16 protein-coding genes are annotated in these 18,960 nt (G+C 65.2%); 13 read left to right on the top strand and 3 right to left on the bottom strand.

Annotated features, from left to right (window positions below):
- Window positions 1–73 precede the first annotated feature (73 nt).
- The 11 genes from ACODS0_RS04180 (at window position 74) to ACODS0_RS04130 (ending at window position 11,698) form a co-directional block, all read left to right on the top strand.
- A complete protein-coding gene (locus ACODS0_RS04180; protein WP_488833023.1) occupies window positions 74–1,090 on the top strand; it encodes an NADP-dependent oxidoreductase in 1,017 nt (338 codons plus the stop codon).
- 268 nt (window positions 1,091–1,358) lie between these two features.
- Entirely contained in the window at window positions 1,359–1,817 is a 459-nt protein-coding gene (locus ACODS0_RS04175; protein ID WP_488833021.1) for a GNAT family N-acetyltransferase, read from the top strand.
- A 9-nt stretch (window positions 1,818–1,826) separates the two neighbouring features.
- Window positions 1,827–3,497, top strand: coding sequence for an isovaleryl-CoA dehydrogenase (locus tag ACODS0_RS04170; protein WP_488833019.1), 1,671 nt, complete (start codon window positions 1,827–1,829; stop codon window positions 3,495–3,497).
- Window positions 3,498–3,527: 30 nt separating this feature from the next.
- Window positions 3,528–4,460: a glutathione S-transferase family protein gene (locus tag ACODS0_RS04165; RefSeq protein ID WP_431149489.1), complete on the top strand. Its 933-nt coding sequence runs from the start codon at window positions 3,528–3,530 to the stop codon at window positions 4,458–4,460.
- 152 nt (window positions 4,461–4,612) lie between these two features.
- Complete coding sequence (locus ACODS0_RS04160; RefSeq protein ID WP_431149488.1) at window positions 4,613–5,518, top strand: SDR family oxidoreductase; 906 nt, start codon at window positions 4,613–4,615, stop codon at window positions 5,516–5,518.
- 124 nt (window positions 5,519–5,642) lie between these two features.
- Window positions 5,643–6,203, top strand: a complete 561-nt coding sequence (locus tag ACODS0_RS04155) for a methylated-DNA--[protein]-cysteine S-methyltransferase (RefSeq protein ID WP_488833018.1) — start codon at window positions 5,643–5,645, stop codon at window positions 6,201–6,203.
- Between the two features lie 162 nt (window positions 6,204–6,365).
- Window positions 6,366–6,608 (top strand): hypothetical protein, encoded by a 243-nt coding sequence (locus ACODS0_RS04150; protein WP_121506159.1) that lies wholly within the window; start codon window positions 6,366–6,368, stop codon window positions 6,606–6,608.
- Window positions 6,609–6,755: 147 nt separating this feature from the next.
- The gene (gene istA / locus ACODS0_RS04145) at window positions 6,756–8,282 is read left to right on the top strand and encodes an IS21 family transposase (RefSeq protein ID WP_488833016.1); all 1,527 of its coding nucleotides are present in this window, start codon (window positions 6,756–6,758) and stop codon (window positions 8,280–8,282) included.
- Window positions 8,272–9,075: an IS21-like element ISThsp10 family helper ATPase IstB gene (gene istB, locus ACODS0_RS04140; protein WP_116750439.1), complete on the top strand. Its 804-nt coding sequence runs from the start codon at window positions 8,272–8,274 to the stop codon at window positions 9,073–9,075. Before istA ends, istB begins: the two co-directional genes overlap by 11 nt.
- A 299-nt stretch (window positions 9,076–9,374) precedes the next feature.
- The gene (locus ACODS0_RS04135) at window positions 9,375–10,397 is read left to right on the top strand and encodes a GGDEF domain-containing protein (protein ID WP_121420361.1); all 1,023 of its coding nucleotides are present in this window, start codon (window positions 9,375–9,377) and stop codon (window positions 10,395–10,397) included.
- A gap of 98 nt (window positions 10,398–10,495) precedes the next feature.
- A complete protein-coding gene (locus ACODS0_RS04130) occupies window positions 10,496–11,698 on the top strand; it encodes a multidrug effflux MFS transporter (protein ID WP_488833013.1) in 1,203 nt (400 codons plus the stop codon).
- Between the two features lie 138 nt (window positions 11,699–11,836).
- Here the strand turns inward: ACODS0_RS04130 and ACODS0_RS04125 are convergent, their stop codons facing one another.
- The 3 genes from ACODS0_RS04125 to ACODS0_RS04115 all read right to left on the bottom strand — a co-directional run bounded on the left by ACODS0_RS04125 (window position 11,837) and on the right by ACODS0_RS04115 (window position 15,289).
- Entirely contained in the window at window positions 11,837–12,943 is a 1,107-nt protein-coding gene (locus tag ACODS0_RS04125) for a DUF72 domain-containing protein (protein ID WP_488833011.1), read from the bottom strand.
- Window positions 12,944–12,984: 41 nt separating this feature from the next.
- Window positions 12,985–13,401, bottom strand: a complete 417-nt coding sequence (locus ACODS0_RS04120) for a hypothetical protein (RefSeq protein WP_057224757.1) — start codon at window positions 13,399–13,401, stop codon at window positions 12,985–12,987.
- A gap of 232 nt (window positions 13,402–13,633) precedes the next feature.
- Complete coding sequence (locus tag ACODS0_RS04115; RefSeq protein WP_488833010.1) at window positions 13,634–15,289, bottom strand: IPTL-CTERM sorting domain-containing protein; 1,656 nt, start codon at window positions 15,287–15,289, stop codon at window positions 13,634–13,636.
- A 376-nt stretch (window positions 15,290–15,665) separates the two neighbouring features.
- Here ACODS0_RS04115 and ACODS0_RS04110 point away from each other — a divergent pair, with 376 nt between their 5' ends.
- Both ACODS0_RS04110 and ACODS0_RS04105 read left to right on the top strand, forming a co-directional pair.
- Window positions 15,666–18,035, top strand: coding sequence for a Tex family protein (locus tag ACODS0_RS04110; protein WP_055393981.1), 2,370 nt, complete (start codon window positions 15,666–15,668; stop codon window positions 18,033–18,035).
- 81 nt (window positions 18,036–18,116) lie between these two features.
- A complete protein-coding gene (locus ACODS0_RS04105) occupies window positions 18,117–18,944 on the top strand; it encodes an HDOD domain-containing protein (protein ID WP_121420356.1) in 828 nt (275 codons plus the stop codon).
- Window positions 18,945–18,960: the final 16 nt, after the last annotated feature.

Raw genomic sequence — 18,960 nt, 5'->3', positions numbered from 1 at the left:
GCCCCTGGCGCTTTATCCATAAGCGCTAGCAGCTATTGAATTCATAGTGATAGACATTCTGAAGGAGCCTCTCATGCCACGCAACCAACAAATCGTTCTCGACAACCGCCCCCAAGGCGAAGCCGTGGCCAGCAACTTCTTGCTGGTGGCCACCGACACGCCCGCGCTCAAGGACGGCGAGGTGCTGGTGCGCCACCACTTTCTGAGCCTGGATCCCTATATGCGCGGTCGGATGAACGAGAGCAAGAGCTACGCCGCATCGCAGGCGCTGGGCGAAGTCATGATCGGTGGCACCGTGGGCGAGGTGGCCGAAAGCAAGCACCCCAAGTACGCGGTGGGCGACAAGGTGGTGGGCATGGGTGGCTGGCAGGAATACAGCGTGGTCAATGCCGACCAGCCCGGCGCGCTGCGCAAGGTCGATACGACCCATGTGCCGCTGTCGCACTACCTGGGCGCCGTGGGCATGCCGGGTGTCACGGCCTGGTACGGCCTGGTCAAGATCATTGCGCCCAAGGAAGGCGACACCGTGGTGGTAAGCGCCGCTACTGGCGCCGTGGGCAGCGCCTTTGCCGCTTTGGCCAAGGCCCGGGGCTGCCGTGCGGTGGGCATTGCCGGTGGCGCCGACAAGTGCAAGTACGCAGTGGAAGAACTGGGCTTTGACGCCTGCATCGACTACAAGGAACACAGCGACGTGAAGGCCATGTCCAAAGCCCTGAAGGAAGCGTGCCCCAACGGCATCGATGGCTACTTCGAAAACGTGGGCGGCTGGATCATGGACGCCGTCATGCTGCGCATGAACGCCTTCAGCCGCATTGCCCTGTGCGGGATGATCGCTGGCTACGACGGCGCGCCGCTGCCCATGGCCAACCCCGCGCTCATGCTCATCAACCGCATGAAAGTCGAAGGCTTCATTGTGAGCGAGCACATGGAAGTCTGGCCTGATGCGCTCAAGGAACTGGGCACGCTGGTCGGCACCGGCAAGCTGCGCCCACGCGAGACCATTGCGCAGGGCATCGCCGCCGCGCCCGAGGCTTTCCTGGGCCTGCTCAAGGGCAAGAACTTCGGCAAACAGCTGGTGAAGCTGATCTAAGAACCTGCTCCCGGCCTTTTCATGGGGTGCGCATGACAGCAAACAGTCACGATCTAGGCGTCCACCGCAGCCCATGCTGGCGGCCTGGGCAAGGTGGGCAACGACGAGCGTGGCTGTTTGCTGCCATGCCCTCCGGGTTGCCCCGCAAAGGCAGCGTCTGCTGCGTTGCCCATCCTCGCCGCACATCAGTGCGGCTTTCGGTGGGCGCCTTGCATCCACTGCCTTTGTGGGGCAACGCACCCCATGAAAAGGCCGGGAGCAGGTTCTAATGCGTTGGACCTGGGCCCGCTTCGACGACCTGGGCGTGCACGCCCTGCACGATGCGCTGGCGCTGCGCTGCAAGGTGTTCATCCTGGAGCAGGGCCCTTACCAGGACCCGGACGGAGCGGACAAGCAGTCCTACCACCTGCTGGGCTACGACGAGGCGGGTGCGCTGCAAGCCTGTCTGCGCGTGGTGGACCCGGGCGTGAACTACCCCGAGCCCTCCATCGGCCGCGTGGTCACCGCCAAGGAAGCGCGGGGCAACGGCACGGGCAGGGCGCTGATGGCCGAGGGCATCGCTCGCTGCAGCCAGGCATGGCCGGGGCGGGGCATCCGCATCAGCGCGCAGGCCCATCTGCAGGGCTTCTACGGCAGCCTGGGTTTTGAGGCCGTGTCCGATGAGTACCTGGAAGACGATATTCCCCACATCGAAATGCTGAGACGGGGTGACAGCCCCGCCGCCTGAGGAGCCGCCATGACCGCTGCCAGCCCTGCCGCCACCCATGAGGTGTTCAACCAGAGCACGCCCTGGGCCGACGTGAACCTCTTCACCGCCAACCAGCCCTTGCAGGACGCGCTGCGCCTGCATGCCCCCAGCCTGCCGCTGGCGGGCCTCGCGGCGCTGGGCGCGGAGATGGGATCGGCCGAAATGCAGACACATGCTCGGCTCGCCAACACCTACAAGCCCCAGCTGCGCACCCACGACCGCTTCGGCCACCGCACCGATGTGGTGGAGTTCCACCCCAGCTACCACGCGCTCATCGGCACTGCGCTGCGCCACGGCCTGCACGCCACGCCGTGGTCGCGCCAGGACACGGGCCACGCGCATACCGAGCGGGCCGCAGGCTTCATGCTGTTCACCGAAGCCGAGCCCTCGGTGCTGTGCCCCGTGTCGATGAGCTACGCCGTGACCCCGGCATTGCGAGGCAATTCAGCGGTATGGGCGGACTGGAGCAAGGGTTTGGCGAGCACGCAGTACGACCCGCGCCTCGCGCTGTTCTCGCAGAAATCCGCGCTCACCATGGGCATGGGCATGACCGAGAAGCAGGGCGGATCGGACGTGCGCGCCAACACCACACAGGCTGTGCACGATGGTGAAGACGCCTGGGGCGCGCGCTACCGCATCACCGGCCACAAATGGTTCTTCTCGGCCCCCATGTGCGACGCCTTCCTGATCCTGGCACAGGCACCCGGCGGGCTCACCTGCTTCTTCCTGCCGCGTGTGTTGCCTGATGGTGGCGAAGGGGCGGTCAACACCATTCGCATCCAGCGCCTGAAAGACAAGCTGGGCAACCACGCCAACGCCAGCTCCGAGGTCGAATTTATCAACGCCTTGGCCTGGCGCGTGGGCGAGGAAGGCCGTGGCGTGGCGCAGATCCTGGAGATGGGCACCATGACGCGGCTCGATTGCGCTTTAGGCACCAGCGGCCTCATGCGCCAGGCGCTCAGCATCGCTCTGCACCACACGCGCCAGCGCTCGGCCTTTGGCAAGAAGCTCATCGACCAGCCACTCATGCGCAACGTGCTCGCCGATCTGGCGCTGGAAAGTGAAGCGGCTACCGCTCTCTCCATAAGGCTTGCGAGCGCCTTTGACCACAAAGACAAGAGCGAGCACGAGGCCATCATGGCCCGCCTGCTCACACCCGTGGCCAAGTTCTGGGTGTGCAAGCGCGGCAGCGTGTTTGCGCAGGAGGCCATGGAATGCCTGGGCGGCAACGGCTATGTGGAAGAGGGCGGCGAAGGCGTGATGGCCCGCATCTACCGCGAGATGCCGCTCAACTCCATCTGGGAAGGCGCGGGAAACATCATGGCGCTGGATTTGATGCGCGCCGTGCGCCGCGCCGACACCGCTGCCGCTCTGGACGCCGAACTGGCATCCGCGCGCGGCGCCCATCCGGCGCTGGACCGTCTGGCCGGCGCGTTGCCCCTGCGCGTGGACGCCATGACCACCGAGGCCGAGGCCCGGCGCCTCGCGCAGGATGTGGCGCTGGCCGTGCAGGCGGCCCTGCTGCTGCGCAGTGCGCCCGGTGCCGTTTTCCGCGCGTTTTGCGACTCGCGCCTCTCCGGCGACTGGGGCTACAGCTTTGGCACGCTGGGCGCGGGTGTAAACCTTGACGCCATCCTGGCCCGTGCGCTCCCGGCCTGATTCACCCTACAGAATTTTGCGGAGAACCCCATGTCCCACCTCATCCTGCACCACTACCCCTCGTCGCCGTTCTCCGAAAAGATCCGCGCGGTGCTCGGCTTCAAGCAGCTGGCCTGGAAGTCCGTGATCATCCCCAGCGTCATGCCCAAGCCCGATGTGGTGGCGCTGACGGGGGGTTACCGCAAGACGCCGTTCTTGCAGATCGGTGCCGACATCTATTGCGATTCGGCCCTCATCTGCGATGTGCTGGAGCATGAACAGCCCGAGCCGGTGCTGTACCCGCCGCACCTCAAGGGCGTGGCGCGTGTGTTTGCACAGTGGGCGGATAGCACGCTGTTCTGGGCCGCCATGGCCTACAACCTGCAGCCCAAAGGCGCTGCGGTGCTGTTTGCCAACTTGCCACCTGCCGCCGCGCAAGTGTTTGGCGAAGACCGCCGCGAGATGAGCGCGGGCATGCAGCGCCTGCGACCGGCCGACGCGACGGCTGCCTACCGCTCGTACCTGCGCCGCATCGCCCACATGGCCGAGGAGCACGACTTTTTGTTTGGTGCCGAGCCCTGCCTGGCCGACTTTGCGGCCTACCACCCGCTGTGGTTCACGCGCCAGTGTGTGCCGGTGATGGCCGACATCTTTGCCGCCACCCCCGCCGTGCTGGAGTGGATGGACCGCATCGCAGCGCTGGGCCATGGTCGTATGGAAAAGTTCAGCGCTCAGGACGCCATTACGGTGGCTGCGGGCATGGACCCTTTGCCCCTGATGGACGACGTGTTCCAGGACGAACACGGCATCCCGCTGGGCAGCCAGGTCACGATTTCCGCCGAGAGCTTTGGCACGGAGCCCACCGAGGGCGAGCTGATTGCTGCCACCCGCACCCGCTACACGCTGCGGCGTACCGACCCGCGCGCGGGTACGGTGCATGTGCACTTCCCGCGCATTGGGTATGTTTTAAGAGCAACCCCCTGAGCGGCTGCGCCGCTTCCCCCTTCTCTCGGCTTCGCCGGGAAGGGGGACGACGCCCTCGCTGCGGGGCGGCCCTTGCTCGGCGTCCCCGGCGTGGGCCCCGCCAGTTTCAACCCAACGCTCTAAATTGTTACGGACTCAAGGAGACAAAAACCATGATCGACAACTTTTCCGGCAAAACCGCCGTCCTCACCGGCGCAGGCTCGGGCTTTGGCCTGGAATGCGCGCGCATCGGTGCCCGCCTCGGCATGAACCTGGTGCTGGTGGATGTGCAGCAGGACGCGCTGGACGCCGCCGCTGCCGAGATGCAGGCCGCAGGCAGCCAGGTGCTGGCCCGCAAGGTGGATGTATCGAACGCTGCGCAGATGGAGCAGCTGGCCGCCGATGTGCAGCAGCGCTTTGGCGCGCCGCACCTGGTGTTCAACAACGCGGGTGTGGGCGCGGGCGGGCTGGTGTGGGAGAACTCCGTCAAGGACTGGGAATGGGTGCTGGGCGTGAACCTGTGGGGCGTGGTGCACGGTGTGCGCCTGTTCACGCCCATGATGCTGGCAGCGGCCAAGGCCGACCCGGCCTGGCGCGGCCACATCATCAACACCGCCAGCATGGCGGGCCTGCTGGCGGCGCCCAACATGGGCATCTACAACGTGAGCAAGCACGCAGTGGTCAGCCTGTCGGAAACGCTGTACCAGGATTTGTCGCTGGTCACTGACCAGATCGGCGCCAGCGTGCTGTGCCCCTTCTTTGTGCCCACCGGCATCAACCAAAGCCACCGCAACCGCCCCGGCGACCTGCCTGCCGAAAAGCCCACCAAGAGCCAGCTCATCGGCCAGGCCATGAGCGACAAGGCCGTGGGCAGCGGCAAGGTGACCGCCGCCGAGGTAGCGCAAAAAGTGTTCGACGCAGCGGCTCAAGGCCAGTTCTACATCTACAGCCACCCCAAGGCCCTGGCTTCGGTGCAGACGCGCATGGAAGACGTGATGATGGGCCGCAACCCCACCGACCCGTTTGCCGCCAAGCCCGAGCTGGGCGCGCAACTGCGCGCGGCGCTGCGGGCCGATTGATGGCGCACGCGCATGCTTTGGTGCCGAAAATATGAGAAAAATTGGCCTCTAGCGCTTATCCAGTAAGCGATGGTAGCTATAAAAAGAGTAGTGAGTGCCAAACCTGCAAGGAGGGGCCCGCACTGTGCCTGATGCCGCCCCTGGCCACGGCCATGCGCTGTTCGACACCGCCATCGGCACCTGCGGCATTGCCTGGGGCCCGGGCGGCATCGTGGCCGTGCAGTTGCCCGAGGCGGATGCCGAGGCGACCCGGGCGCGTTTGCTGCGCAGCCATTCACACTGCGCGCAGTCTGGGGAGCCTCCCGCCCCCGTGCGCAGCGCTATCGAAGGCATCCAGGCGCTGCTGGCGGGGCAGCCCCGCGACCTGTGCGAGGTGCCGCTCGACATGTCCGGCATTTCGCCGTTTCACCAGCAGGTGTATGCCATTGCCCGGGCCATCCCGCCGGGCCGCACGCGCACCTATGGCGAGGTGGCCGAACAGATCGGCAGCAAGGGCCTGTCGCGCGCCGTGGGGCAGGCGCTGGGCCTGAACCCGTTTGCGCCCGTGGTGCCGTGCCACCGGGTGCTGGCTGCGGGTGACCGGCCGGGCGGCTTTTCGGCCGGAGGCGGCGCGCTGACCAAGCTGCGCATGCTGCAGATTGAAGGCGTGTGCCCGGGTGGAACACCATCGCTCTTTGATTGGTAACTGATCGTTTCAGTTCTTGGTGGGTTGCCTTTGGGCTGAAAAAGGCCTCTCTGGTGGTCTGTTCGACAGCGTACAGACTCGCGGCCCCAGCCCCTTGTACAAGAGGATCAGAGCGCTGCCGCAACGCGGTGGCGCCATTCACTTGTGTACCAGGAGCCGCCTATGTCCCATCCATCCACCCTTGCCTCTGCGTGGGACACGTCTTGCGTCGGGCAGCCGGCAGACGTATCGCTGCTGGAGCTTTCCCACCTGGGTGAACACTTGGCGCACTGCGGCGCCTTGCGCGGGCCGGTGGACCAGTTGCTCGCTGGTGCTGCATGGCTGCAGACCCTGGTGGCCGAACATGTGGTGACCGTTGCACTCTTGATCACGTTGCTGGTGGGGGTCGTATCGCTGGTGCGATAGGGGGCGCACGCATGGGCTTACGCACACCATGGCCCTGGGTGTTGATTTCCACGCAGAAGTGACCCACTAACCGCCAGGATTTCCATCTAAATCTGATCCACGTACTAACCCTAACCTGCTGCTTTGCTGAGCAGCAGGAGACCAGGAGTGATAGACGTGGCAACACTGAGTGTCATCAGGCGCTGGGCCCTGCGAGAGCAGTTGTCCATCAGGGAGATCGCCCGCCGCACGGGCCTCTCGCGCAACACCATCCGCAAGTACCTGCGCGCAGGCGAGGCCGAGCCGCACTACGCCAAGCGAGTCAGTCCTTCCAAGCTCGATCCCTTCGCATCGAAGCTCTCGGGCTGGCTCAAGACCGAGGCGGGGCGCTCACGCAAGCAGCGGCGCACCGTCAAGCAGATGTACATCGATCTGCAGGCGCTCGGTTACGGCGGCTCCTACAACCGCGTAGCGGCCTTCGCCCGGATCTGGCAAGAGCAGCGCCTCGTGGCGCAGCAGACCACCGGGCGCGGCACCTTCGTTCCCTTGGCCTTCGGTCCGGGTGAGGCCTTCCAGTTCGACTGGAGCGAGGACTGGGCTGTTCTCGCCGGCGTGCGCACCAAGCTGCAGGTAGCCCACTTCAAGCTCAGCCACAGCCGAGCGTTCTACCTGCGCGCCTATCCCTTGCAGACGCATGAGATGCTGTTCGATGCCCACAACCATGCGTTCGTAGTCCTGGGCGGTGTACCCCGCCGTGGCATCTACGACAACATGCGCACCGCCGTAGACCGGGTGCGCCGTGGCAAGGAGCGCGACGTCAATGCGCGCTTTGCGGTCATGGTCAGCCACTTCCTGTTCGAGGCCGAGTTCTGCAATCCCGCGTCGGGCTGGGAGAAGGGCCAAGTGGAGAAGAACGTGCGCGATGCCCGCCATCGCCTGTGGCAGGTCGTGCCGCCATTCCCTGGCCTTGTGGAGCTCAATGATTGGCTTCAGGAGCGTTGTGTGGCCCTGTGGCACGAGATCGAGCACGGCAAGCTGCCGGGTACCGTTGCGGATGTCTGGGCCGCGGAGCGGGCTGCCTTGATGCCGGTACCGCGTCCCTTCGATGGCTTTGTTGAGCACACGAAGCGAGTCTCTCCCACCTGCCTGATCCACTTCGAGCGCAACCGCTACAGCGTGCCGGCGCCATTCGCCAACCGACCCGTGAGCCTGCGGGTCTACGCGGATCGCTTGGTGGTCGCGGCCGAAGGCCAGATCGTGTGCGAGCACCAGCGCTTGATCGAGCGTAACCACCATGGTGCGGAACAGACAGTGTACGACTGGCGCCACTACCTGGCGGTGCTGCAGCGTAAGCCCGGGGCCTTGCGCAATGGCGCGCCGTTCCTGGAACTGCCAGCGGCCTTCAAGCGACTGCAGGCCACCTTGCTCAAGCAACCCGGCGGCGACCGGGAGATGGTGGAGGTACTGGCACTGGTGCTGCACCACGATGAACAGGCTGTGCTCGCTGCAGTGGAGTTGGCACTGGAGTCAGGGGCTGCCAGCAAGACGCACATCCTGAACGTGCTGCACCGCTTGCTGGACGGCAAGCCCGCTCCAGCACCGGTCACATCGCCGCAGGCCCTCAAGCTGGCGGTGGAACCCCAAGCCAATGTGCGTCGTTACGACCAATTGAGGGAGGTGCGCTATGCGTCATGACCCTGCCATCGCTTCTATCGTGATCATGCTGCGCGAGCTCAAGATGCACGGCATGGCCCAGGCTGTCGCTGAGCTGGCCGAGCAAGGTGCACCGGCCTTTGATGCAGCACAGCCCATCCTGTCCCAACTGCTCAAGGCCGAGACCGCCGAGCGGGAGGTGCGCTCGGTGGCCTACCAATTGAAGGTGGCCAGGTTCCCGGCGTACAGGGACCTGGCTGGGTTTGACTTCGGCCACAGTGAGGTGAACGAGGCGCTGGTGCGCCAGCTGCACCGCTGTGAATTCTTGGAGGACGCCAACAACGTGGTGCTGGTGGGTGGACCGGGGACGGGCAAGACCCACATCGCCACAGCCCTCGGGGTGCAAGCCATCGAGCACCATCACCGCAGGGTGCGGTTCTTCTCCACGGTGGAACTGGTCAATGCGTTGGAGGAGGAGAAGGCCAACGGCAAGCCCGGACAGTTGGCCCACCGGTTGGCCTATGCCGATCTGGTGATTCTGGACGAGCTGGGCTACCTGCCATTCAGTGCCTCTGGAGGAGCCTTGCTGTTCCACCTGCTGTCCAAACTGTACGAGCGCACGAGCGTCGTGATCACCACCAACCTGAGCTTCAGCGAGTGGGCCAATGTGTTCGGAGATGCGAAGATGACCACGGCACTGCTGGACCGGCTCACGCATCACTGCCATATTCTGGAAACCGGCAACGACAGCTACAGGTTCAAGAACAGCTCCGCACAGCAACCACCACAGACCACCAAGAAGGAGAAGGCGACCAAGAACTTATCCACAACGTGAGCGTGAAGTTCACGAACCAGGGTGGGTCAGATCGAGATGGAAATGGTGGGTTAGGTTTGCGTGGAAATCAACACTCGGGCCTTGAGCGTCTAGTGCGAGCGCAGTGCCGAGGATTTCGACTCCAACGGGCCCTTCACGTGTACCCAACGCTTGCAACCGCGTCATCAGAGTGTTGGGTGTTCCGGGCCGTCCAGGGGGCACAGCACGCGCACGCAGTGCTACATTCATCAGAGCGCCCAGCCCCGCCTGCACAGCAGGCCGCACGCACCACCCCAACGCTGCTCCAGAGGAACCCGCCCATGTCACCGGAACGCCAGCGACTGATCCGCCTGTTGTTTGATGAATACATCGAAATGTATGCCGCACGGGATGCAAGGCTTGTCACCCGTTTCAGCGACAACTTCAGCGGCTTTGCGGGCAGCAGCGACCAGCTCGTCAAGAGCCGTAGCGATTGGGTTGACGTCACCTTGCAGGACTTTGCCCAGGTGCCCGGCCGCATCGGCATTGACGTGGTGGACCTCTTCCCCCAGGAACTGAGCGATGACGTGGTGGCCGTCACGGCGTTTTTCCACATCCGGCTGCCCATTCCTGACGCACTGTTTGCCCGCGAGACCGCGCGGCTGGTGCTGGTGTTTCGCCATGAGGAGGGCGACTGGAAGATTGCCCACAGCAGCATTTCCATCCCCTACGGCCTGGCGCGTGACGGCGAGGTGTACCCGGTAGGCCGCCTGCAGCAGCGCAACCTGGAGCTGGAGGCGCTGGTGGAAGAGCGCACCCAGGCCCTGGCGCAGGCCAACCAGCGGCTGCAACTGATCAGCAACACCGATGGGCTCACCGGCATTGCCAACCGCCGCCATTTTGACCAGACCCTGGCGCACGAATGGGCCCGCGCCCAGCGGGCGCAGACGCCGCTCTCGCTGATCATGCTGGACGTGGACGTGTTCAAGCACTTCAACGACCACTATGGTCACCTGGCGGGCGATGCCTGCCTGCAGGCGCTGGCCCTGACCCTGGCGCAAACCGGCGGGCGCCGCGAGGGTGATCTGGCGGCACGCTTTGGTGGCGAGGAGTTTGTGGTGCTGCTGCCGGCGTCGGATGCGCAGGCTGCCATGGAAGTGGCCCGCCAGATCCAGCAGGCCATCCAGGCGCTGGCCTTGCCGCATGAGGGGGCACCCTTTGGGATCGTTACCGTGAGTTTTGGCGTGGCCAGCCTGGTGCCCCAGCGTGACCAGGCCCCCGAAGAACTGGTGCGCCGCGCCGACCGCGCCATGTACCGCGCCAAGCAGGCCGGGCGCAACCGCATCGAACTGGCTCCGGACTGAAGGGTGGGCGCAGTACCTGCCGTGCCCGGGTAGCGCTTTTGGCCATTCATTCAGGGTTTACCCGAGTCCATGCACCGAAATGGTGACAATGGGCGGCTATGCATTTTTCCCGCTTCCTCAAAATGGCCCTCATCCTGGGCCTGCTCTCGGCCATCGGCCCCTTTGCCATCGACATGTACCTGCCCGCGCTGCCCGATATTGGCGCCAGCCTGGGGGCATCGGTGGGCGCTGTGCAGTGGAGCCTGACGGCGTTTTTCCTGGCGCTGGGGGCTGGTCAGCTGTTCTACGGCCCTATCTCCGACATGGTGGGGCGCAAGCCGCCGCTGTACTTTGGCCTGGGCCTGTTCACGGTGGCCAGCGTGGGGTGTGCGCTGGCCAGTGACATCGAAACCCTGGTGGCCCTGCGCTTTTTACAGGGTCTGGGCGCGGCGGCGGGTATGGCCATACCGCGTGCCGTGGTGCGCGACCTGCACACGGGCACCGATGCAGCGCGGCTGATGTCGCTGCTGATCCTGGTGTTCAGCGTGTCGCCCATCCTGGCTCCGCTGGCGGGCAGCGGGGTGATTGCGCTCACGGGCTGGCGCGGCGTCTTCTGGGTGGTGGCTGTGGCCGCCGTAGCGGGGCTGGCGCTGGTGTACGGCAGCTTGCAGGAGACGCGCCCCGCGTCCGACCGCGTGGAAAGCAGCCTGGGCGGCGCCCTGCGCGCCTACGCGCTGCTGCTGCGCGACTGGCACTACCTGGGCCTGGTGTTCATTGGCGGCTGTGCCATGGCCGGGTTTTTTGTGTACCTGGCGGGCTCGCCGTTTGTGCTCATCAACCACTACGGGCTGACGCCCACGCAGTACAGCCTGGCCTTTGGGGTTAACGCGGCGGCGTTCATCGGCGCCTCCCAGTTCACCGCCACGCTGGGTGAGCGCTTTGGCATGGTGCGGGTGGTGAAGGTCGGGGCCACGGCCTCGGGCGCGGTCATGGCGTCGTTGCTGCTGTACTACCTGCTGGGCGGCGATGACTTGGCCGTGCTGATCGGTTTGTACTTTGTGGCCAGCGCGCTCATGGGGCTGGTGATCCCCACCACCTCGGTGCTGGCGCTGGAGAAACATGGCGCCATCGCCGGCACGGCATCGGCCCTGCTGGGCACACTGCAGATGCTGACGGGCGCCTTGGCCATGGGCGTGGTCGGCCTGTTTGCCACCGGCAAGCCCTTGCCCATGGTAGTCGGCATGGCCACCGGGGCGCTGGTGGGCGTGGCACTGGCGTGGATCACGCTGGGCGGCAGGCGCGGGGCGATGGTGCATGCCTAGTCCGTGCCGCAAGCGCTTGATGGATAAGCGCTAGCAGCTATGAATATGTGAGTATTTCGCCTTCCAGAGCGGTACATCGCATCCGGCTCACACCGCGCTCAGACTCACCCGCAGGGACGTCGCTGGTGCGCGTGCACATCAGCGTGGCGCTGCCGCCAGCACCGCAGCCACTTCGTCGGCCACACCGCGCACCGTCAGCGGCGCGCAGCCCTCGGCATGGTTGCTGATGGTCACAAAAGCGTTCTGCCCCCGGCGCGTGATGCCCGCAATCACGCTGGCCAGCTCGGCGCGGGTGGGCCGGTCGGGGTGGTGTAGGCGGTCGTAGGGGGCGTACAGGCGCTCCGCCTCTTCATAGCCATAGGGGCCATGCACCGGGTTCAGGTTCCAGCGGCACACCAGGGGGCTTGGCCACAGCGCGCGCAGCATGGGCAGCTGGGCCTGCAGCGGCGGCATCTTGGCGTGCAGGCCCAGGCAGTAGGTGGCGCCAGCTTCGCGCAGCACGGCGGCAAAGTCCGGGGTCAGCCATTCGGGGTCGCGCACTTCCACCGCAATCACCCCATCGGGCGCCGTGGGCGCGAGGGCTGGCAGGGCGAGCAGCATGGTGCGCAGGCGCTCCAGCAGCAGCGGCAGGCGGTCCAACTGCGCCAGCGGCAGCGGGCTGAGCTGGAACACCAGCGCACCCAGCTTGTGCCCCAGCCCTTGCAGGGCAGGTTCCACACACTCGCTGCGGGCCAGTTCGGGGCTCAAGAATGCTGGGTTGGCCTGGCGGCCCCGGCCGTCTTCGCTGCGCACCAGGGCGTCGGTCACCACACTTGGTGCCTTCACCACAAACCGGAAGTCGTCGGGCACCTGCGAGGCGTAGCGTTCGTACTGGCTCACGGTGAGCGGCCGGTAAAAGCTGCGGTCAATGCTCACGGTGCGCATCAGCGGGTGCTGGGCATATACCGCCAGGCCTTGTTTGGACAGCTGCGCGTCGGAATGTTCACCCTCCCACACCAGGCCTTTCCAGCCGGGGTAGGTCCAGCTGGAGGTGCCCAGGCGCAACTGCCGGGGCAAGGCGGCGGCCAGGGCGGTGAGCGCATCGTCGTGCGCCATGGCGGTTACCTGGCTGGAGCGCTTGCGCGGGGCAGGCGGCGCGGCGTGTTCTGCGGCTTCGGGCGCATCGGCTTTGGTCGGCCGGGTGGAATGCCGCGAAGGCACAGGAGGTGTGGAGGCTTCGGGGCTGCCGAACAGATCGTCTTGCATGCGGCGGGCAGGGCGGGTGGGTGAAGGGCGGCTGCGTGGGGTCACAACCCCGAGAACAACCCGCCTTCGTTCAGCAGCTCGTACGTGATCTCTGGCCGCTGGTCCATGCCCTTCTTGATGGCGGCCGGGATGGCCTGGCGCGTCTTGCGGCACAGCCCGCGCTGCTCGTGGACCAGGATGGTGATGCCGCGCAGGGTGCGCACCTCGTTGGGGCTGGGGGCAATGGTCAGGCGCAGGCCCAGCTGCTGCTCCATGCGCTCCTGCAAACGCCGCAGGTCGCTCAGGCTGGTGATGTTCTCCAGCCGCTGCAGTAACTTCTTTTCTTCAGCCTGGGTGAGTTGCAGGATGCGTGCCTCCAGCACGGCATCGGGGGATTGCAGCAGGGCATCCCGGTCGCAGACACAGGCGCCCGGCGGGCATTCTGTGCGGATAGGGAAAGAGAGGGAAGGGGCATCCATGCAGGGGACTGGGGCTCGGTGGCCTGCGCATTTTAAGAGTGCCTGCGAAAAGTAGTGCTCTGTGAGTTCGTTCTTGCGGAGCCCCTACAGGGCCGTGGGTCTTGCTCGCCATGCACCGGTCTGGAGGAATGTGGTGTCGGCAGGCTTCGATACCACCGCCAGAAACGACTAGCGCGCCAGAAAGGCGCGCCAGTCGAGTCCCTGCCGATGCAGTTATTTCAAGCGAGGCAGATCAGCGGAGATTGCCCCGCTTGCGTTGCAGCCATACTGAGCCCAGGAGCGCCAAGCCCAGAAGCATCATGGCGTATTCGCTCAAGGTGGGGATGTTGCTGACGGGCGCTACGCCCCGGGCGATGGTGTAGAAAGCTCCGGTGGTGAAGTTCCCGTCACCCACACCCGCGCCCCCCAGAGGGGAGCCACCCGCGTTGATCGAATTGTCGTCAGTCACGTCCAGGCGCAATGTGCCGTTGCCTGTTCCAGTATTGACGGTCACGGTGTAGACGGCGCCTGCGCCACTGACGCCGGTGATGGAGGCGCCCGCAATGGTTCCGGTGCTTGTCAGAGCGAAGTCCGCCGCATCCACACCAGTGACCGGGGTGCTAAAGGTGACGGTGTAGTCCACCGACGCTGCTGCCGTCGGGTCCGCATCAGCGCGAACGATGGACTGCACGACCGGACAGCCGTCGGTACAGCCGCTCACTTCAAAGATGCCACCGCCTTCTGGAAGGCCTTCGATCACGACGCTGAAACGATAGCTACCCGTTTGCTGGATGCCCAGGAGGAATCGGACGTCGATGGAGGCACCCGCGGCCAAGGGTGTGCCCAAGGTCACGGCCCCGGCGGACAGGGTGGAGTTGAAGCCGCCACCGTTGGGCTGCGAAGGCGGTTGCTCCAGCGTGGTGCCCTCGACGGTCACGTTGCTGGTGCCTGCGCCGCACGGTGCGCGGTCTACGGTGACTACCACGCTTGAAGACGTGCGGGGGCGCAGGTCAGCGGTACCCGACGGGGCGGGGAACGTCGTCAGATCGATGATTTTGAACCGCAGCCGTGTTAGATCGCCTCCACTCGTATTGGTGAAGGTCCGGCGGACGTCCAGCGTGCCAAAGGTGGAATTGTTGGCAGGGTCGCTCGTTAAATCGCGCACCGAGTTGGGCGGTGTGGGCGGCGCAACGCAAGGGTCTAGCAAAGCAGGGCTGACAATGCTGCCGATAACCGGGCTGCTGAGGTTGGAGGGCGATGGTGCCCCGAGCCGCTGTCCTGCACCTGCCGAGGTGCCGTTGGTGTCTACAAAATAGAAATCGACGGCATTGTTGTTGGTGTCCAGCGCCACGCCGGTCGTCAGGCATGCGGTGAAGGTCGTGATAGAGCCCTGTTTTCCACAGATGTCGCGGGTGAACGCGTAGTCGATGGAGAAGGGTGTCAAGGCAGGATAACCAGCGCCCTCCTTGTACAGCGTATTGGCTTCTGAAGTAGAGCCCACGGCATCCAGCCGGTTGGCCAGCAAGAACTCGGCGGGGGTATTGCTGCTGAACAACGCGATCCCTGCATTGTCCGGAATGTCCGTGACGTAGGTGGCATCGCCTGTGGCTGTCGTGCCATTGCCAGCGGGGTAGGCGCCGATGGAGTAGGCCACGCTGTTGACGCACAGGTAGTGCCCGTGGGCAGGGATGACGGTGCCGTTGGGGACGGAACACCGCAGCGTGCCATCAGAAGCTGCTACGCCGTACCCGGTGCCGGTACCGGTGGCGACCACGGTGAGTGGTGAAGCGGTTTCGTTGTAGAGCTTGATGAATTCGTCGTTGGCGCCGTTGGGTCCGCGCACCCGGAATTCCCCGATGATCAGTGCAGAGGCCTGGGGCGCTGCGACGCACAGCAGGATGAAGGCCATTGCACTAAAACGGCGACGCACCAAAACTTGAAAACCTCGAACCAGATATTCAAATCTCATAGATCCTCCGGCACAAAGTGCGTGGTTTGGGGCCGCAGGTGGATGTGTAAATGAGAAGGGAGGCTGTCTACCTGTTCACATACAAAAGCAACTTTTACGGGGCTTTTACAGAATGCGCCTTATCTGCGGCCCGCGCAATAGGTGCAGGCCAGAAGGCGTTCCGTTGCATTGCGGTCAGTCCGAGGCTTTTTGAATGCCGACCCGGCACGACCATCCGGGCTATTGCACCCGTACGCCCCCAAGTGCCTGTGGCAAACTCCCGCGCTTCGCGTTTTTGTTCGTTTGTTTGACCGAGTCTCAGAGAGTTTGCCCACACATGCAGCAGATCATCCGGCAGTTGGCCGCAGAAATCAGGGTTAGTGAACAGCAGGTGCGCGCAGCGGTGGAGCTGCTGGACGGGGGCGCCACAGTGCCCTTTATCGCGCGCTACCGCAAGGAAGTCACCGGTGGGCTGGACGATATCCAGCTGCGTGAACTGGAAGCCCGCCTGTCTTACCTGCGCGAGCTGGACGACCGCCGCGCTGCGGTGCTCAAGAGCATTGACGAGCAGGGCAAGCTGACCGATGCGCTGCGTGCTGCCATTGCCGCAGCTCCAACGAAGCAGGAGCTGGAAGACATCTACCTGCCGTTCAAGCAAAAGCGCCGCACCAAGGGCCAGATGGCCCGCGAGTTCGGCATCGAGCCGCTGGCTGACAAGCTCTTTGCCGACCCCACGCTGGACCCCGCAGTGGAGGCTGCCGCCTTCACGAAGCCGCCCGAGGTGCTGGACGATGGCAAGACGGGCGCGGACTTTTCGACCGTGCCCGCAGTGCTGGACGGCGTGCGCGACATCCTTTCCGAACGCTGGGCCGAAGACCCGGCACTGGTGCAAAACCTGCGCGAATGGCTGTGGGCCGAGGGGCTGCTGCGCAGCAAGAAGGTCGAGTCCAAGAACGAGAACGACCCCGAGGTCTCCAAGTTCCGCGACTACTTTGAATACGACGAACCCATCGGCCGCGTGCCTTCGCACCGCGCGCTGGCGGTGTTCCGGGGCCGGGGCCTGGAGATTCTGGAGGCCAAGCTGGTGCTGCCCGTGGAGCCCGAACCCGGCAAGCCCAGCATGGCCGAAGGCAAGATTGCCCTGCACCTGGGCTGGAGCCACCAGGGCCGCAAAGCCGATGACCTGATCCGCAAGTGTGTGGCCTGGACCTGGCGCGTGAAGCTCAGCCTTTCAACCGAGCGCGACCTGTTCGCCCGCCTGCGCGACGACGCTGAAAAGGTGGCCATCAAGGTGTTTGCCGACAACCTGCGCGACCTGCTGCTGGCCGCGCCGGCGGGGCCGCGTGTGGTGATGGGCCTGGACCCGGGCATCCGCACCGGTGTGAAGGTGGCCGTGGTGGATGCCACGGGCAAGCTGGTGGAAACCGCGACTGTCTACCCGCACGAGCCGCGCCGCGATTGGGAGGGCTCGCTGCATACCCTGGCCAAGCTGGCCGAGAAGCACGGCGTGAACCTGATTGCGATTGGCAACGGCACGGCCAGCCGCGAGACCGACAAGCTGGCCGCCGACCTGATCAAGCTGGCGGCCAAGGTGGACCGCGTGATTGAAAAGGTGGTGGTGAGCGAGGCCGGTGCTTCGGTCTACAGCGCCAGCGAATACGCCTCGCAAGAGATGCCCGATGTGGACGTGAGCCTGCGTGGCGCGGCATCCATTGCACGCCGCCTGCAGGACCCGCTGGCCGAGCTGGTCAAGATCGACCCCAAGAGCATTGGCGTGGGCCAGTACCAGCACGACGTGAACCAGAGCGAGCTGGCGCGCACGCTGGGAACGGTGGTGGAAGACTGCGTGAACTCGGTGGGCGTGGACCTGAACACGGCCAGCGTGCCCTTGCTCAGCCGTGTCTCGGGCCTGTCGGGCAGCGTGGCCAAGGCGGTGGTGCGCTGGCGCGAGGCCAATGGCGCGTTCAAGAGCCGCAAGCAGCTCATGGACGTGGCGGGCCTGGGTGCCAAGACGTTTGAGCAGAGCGCGGGCTTCTTGCGCATCCGGGGGGGCGACAACCCCCTCGATATGACCGGCGTGCACCCCGAGACCTACCCCGTGGTCGAGCAGATCATGGAGAAGACGGGCAAGCCCGTGGCCGAGATCATGGGCCGCGCCGACATGCTCAAGACCTTGAAGCCCGAGTTGTTCGCCAACGAAAAATTCGGTGTGATCACCGTCAAGGACATCCTGGCCGAGCTGGAAAAGCCCGGCCGCGACCCGCGTCCGGACTTCAAGGTGGCGCGCTTCAACGACGGCGTCGAGGACATCAAGGACCTGAAGGAAGGCATGATCCTGGAAGGCACGGTGAGCAACGTGGCCCAGTTTGGCGCCTTCATCGACCTGGGCGTGCACCAGGATGGCCTGGTGCACGTGAGCCAGCTCGCGCACAAGTTTGTGAACGATGCGCGCGAAGTGGTCAAGACCGGCGACATCGTCAAGGTCAAGGTCATGGAGGTGGACGTGGAGCGCAAGCGCATCGGCCTGTCGATGAAGCTGGGCGACGCGCCACCGCGCCAGGGCGGCGACCGGGGTGCACCCCGCGACAACCGCTTTGAGGGGGCTGGCCGCGGCTATGCACAACCCCAGCGCCGCGCGCCCGAGCCTGTGCAACAGTCGGCCATGGCGTCGGCATTTGCCAAGTTGCAACAGGCCAAGGGCCGTTGACGGATTGCGGCGGGATGGCCTGGGTTTGCGGCAGGTTGGGGGCCATAATCGCCAGCAACCCCAACTCTGGTGCCTGACCCCATGGAGCTGAACGCACTGCTGGCCCAACCCGTAGCTCTGCCCAGCCTTCCGCGCACGGTGGCATTGCTGATGAGCGAGCTGGCGCATGAAGAGCCCAGCCTGCGGCGTCTGAACCAGCTTTTCGGCACCGACCCGGCCCTGGCCGGGCGGCTGCTGGAGCTGGCCAATTCCCACACCTTCCAGGTACCGCGCCAGATTGCCGGCATCCCCGAGGCACTGGCACTGCTGGGTATTGCCCAGGTTCGCGCACTGGTCACGTCGGCACCGCTGGGCACCGCGTCGCGCTCGGTGCCCGGCGTGCACATGCAGCAGTTCTGGCGCTACAGCCTCAACACGGCCAAGCTGGCACGGTCGCTGGCGGGCATCGTGCACCAGAACCAGACCGCTGCGTACACCACCGGCCTGCTGCACGCGCTGGGCGAGCTGGTGATCCACCTGGCCGACCCGGACAAAGCCCAGTCGGTCAACACACTGGTGGCCCCGTTTGACCTGCGGCGCGGCAAGATCGAGCAGCGCATCTTTGGCTACTGCTATGGCCATGTGACGGCCGGGCTGGCGCGCCGCTGGCGTTTGCCCGAGGTGGTGGTGGATGCCCTGCACCACCAGAGCGCGCCGTTTGACAACAATGCCTACGAGCCCCTCGCGGGCGTGATCCACCTTGCGTCCTGGCGCGCCCGAGCGCGCGAGGCAGAACTGGGCGAAAAGGAACTGGCCGTGTCGTTCCCTGGCGAAGTGGGCTTGGCCCTGGGGCTGGACATCGACATGGTGCTGCAGCAAGACCCTATCGACTGGACTGCGAAGCCTGAGGCTGCTGACTACGTGGTGTGAGAGCTGGTTTTGAGCC

This window comes from Acidovorax sp. FG60, from assembly GCF_057808995.1.
This window is presented reverse-complemented; position numbering and strand designations above follow the sequence as displayed.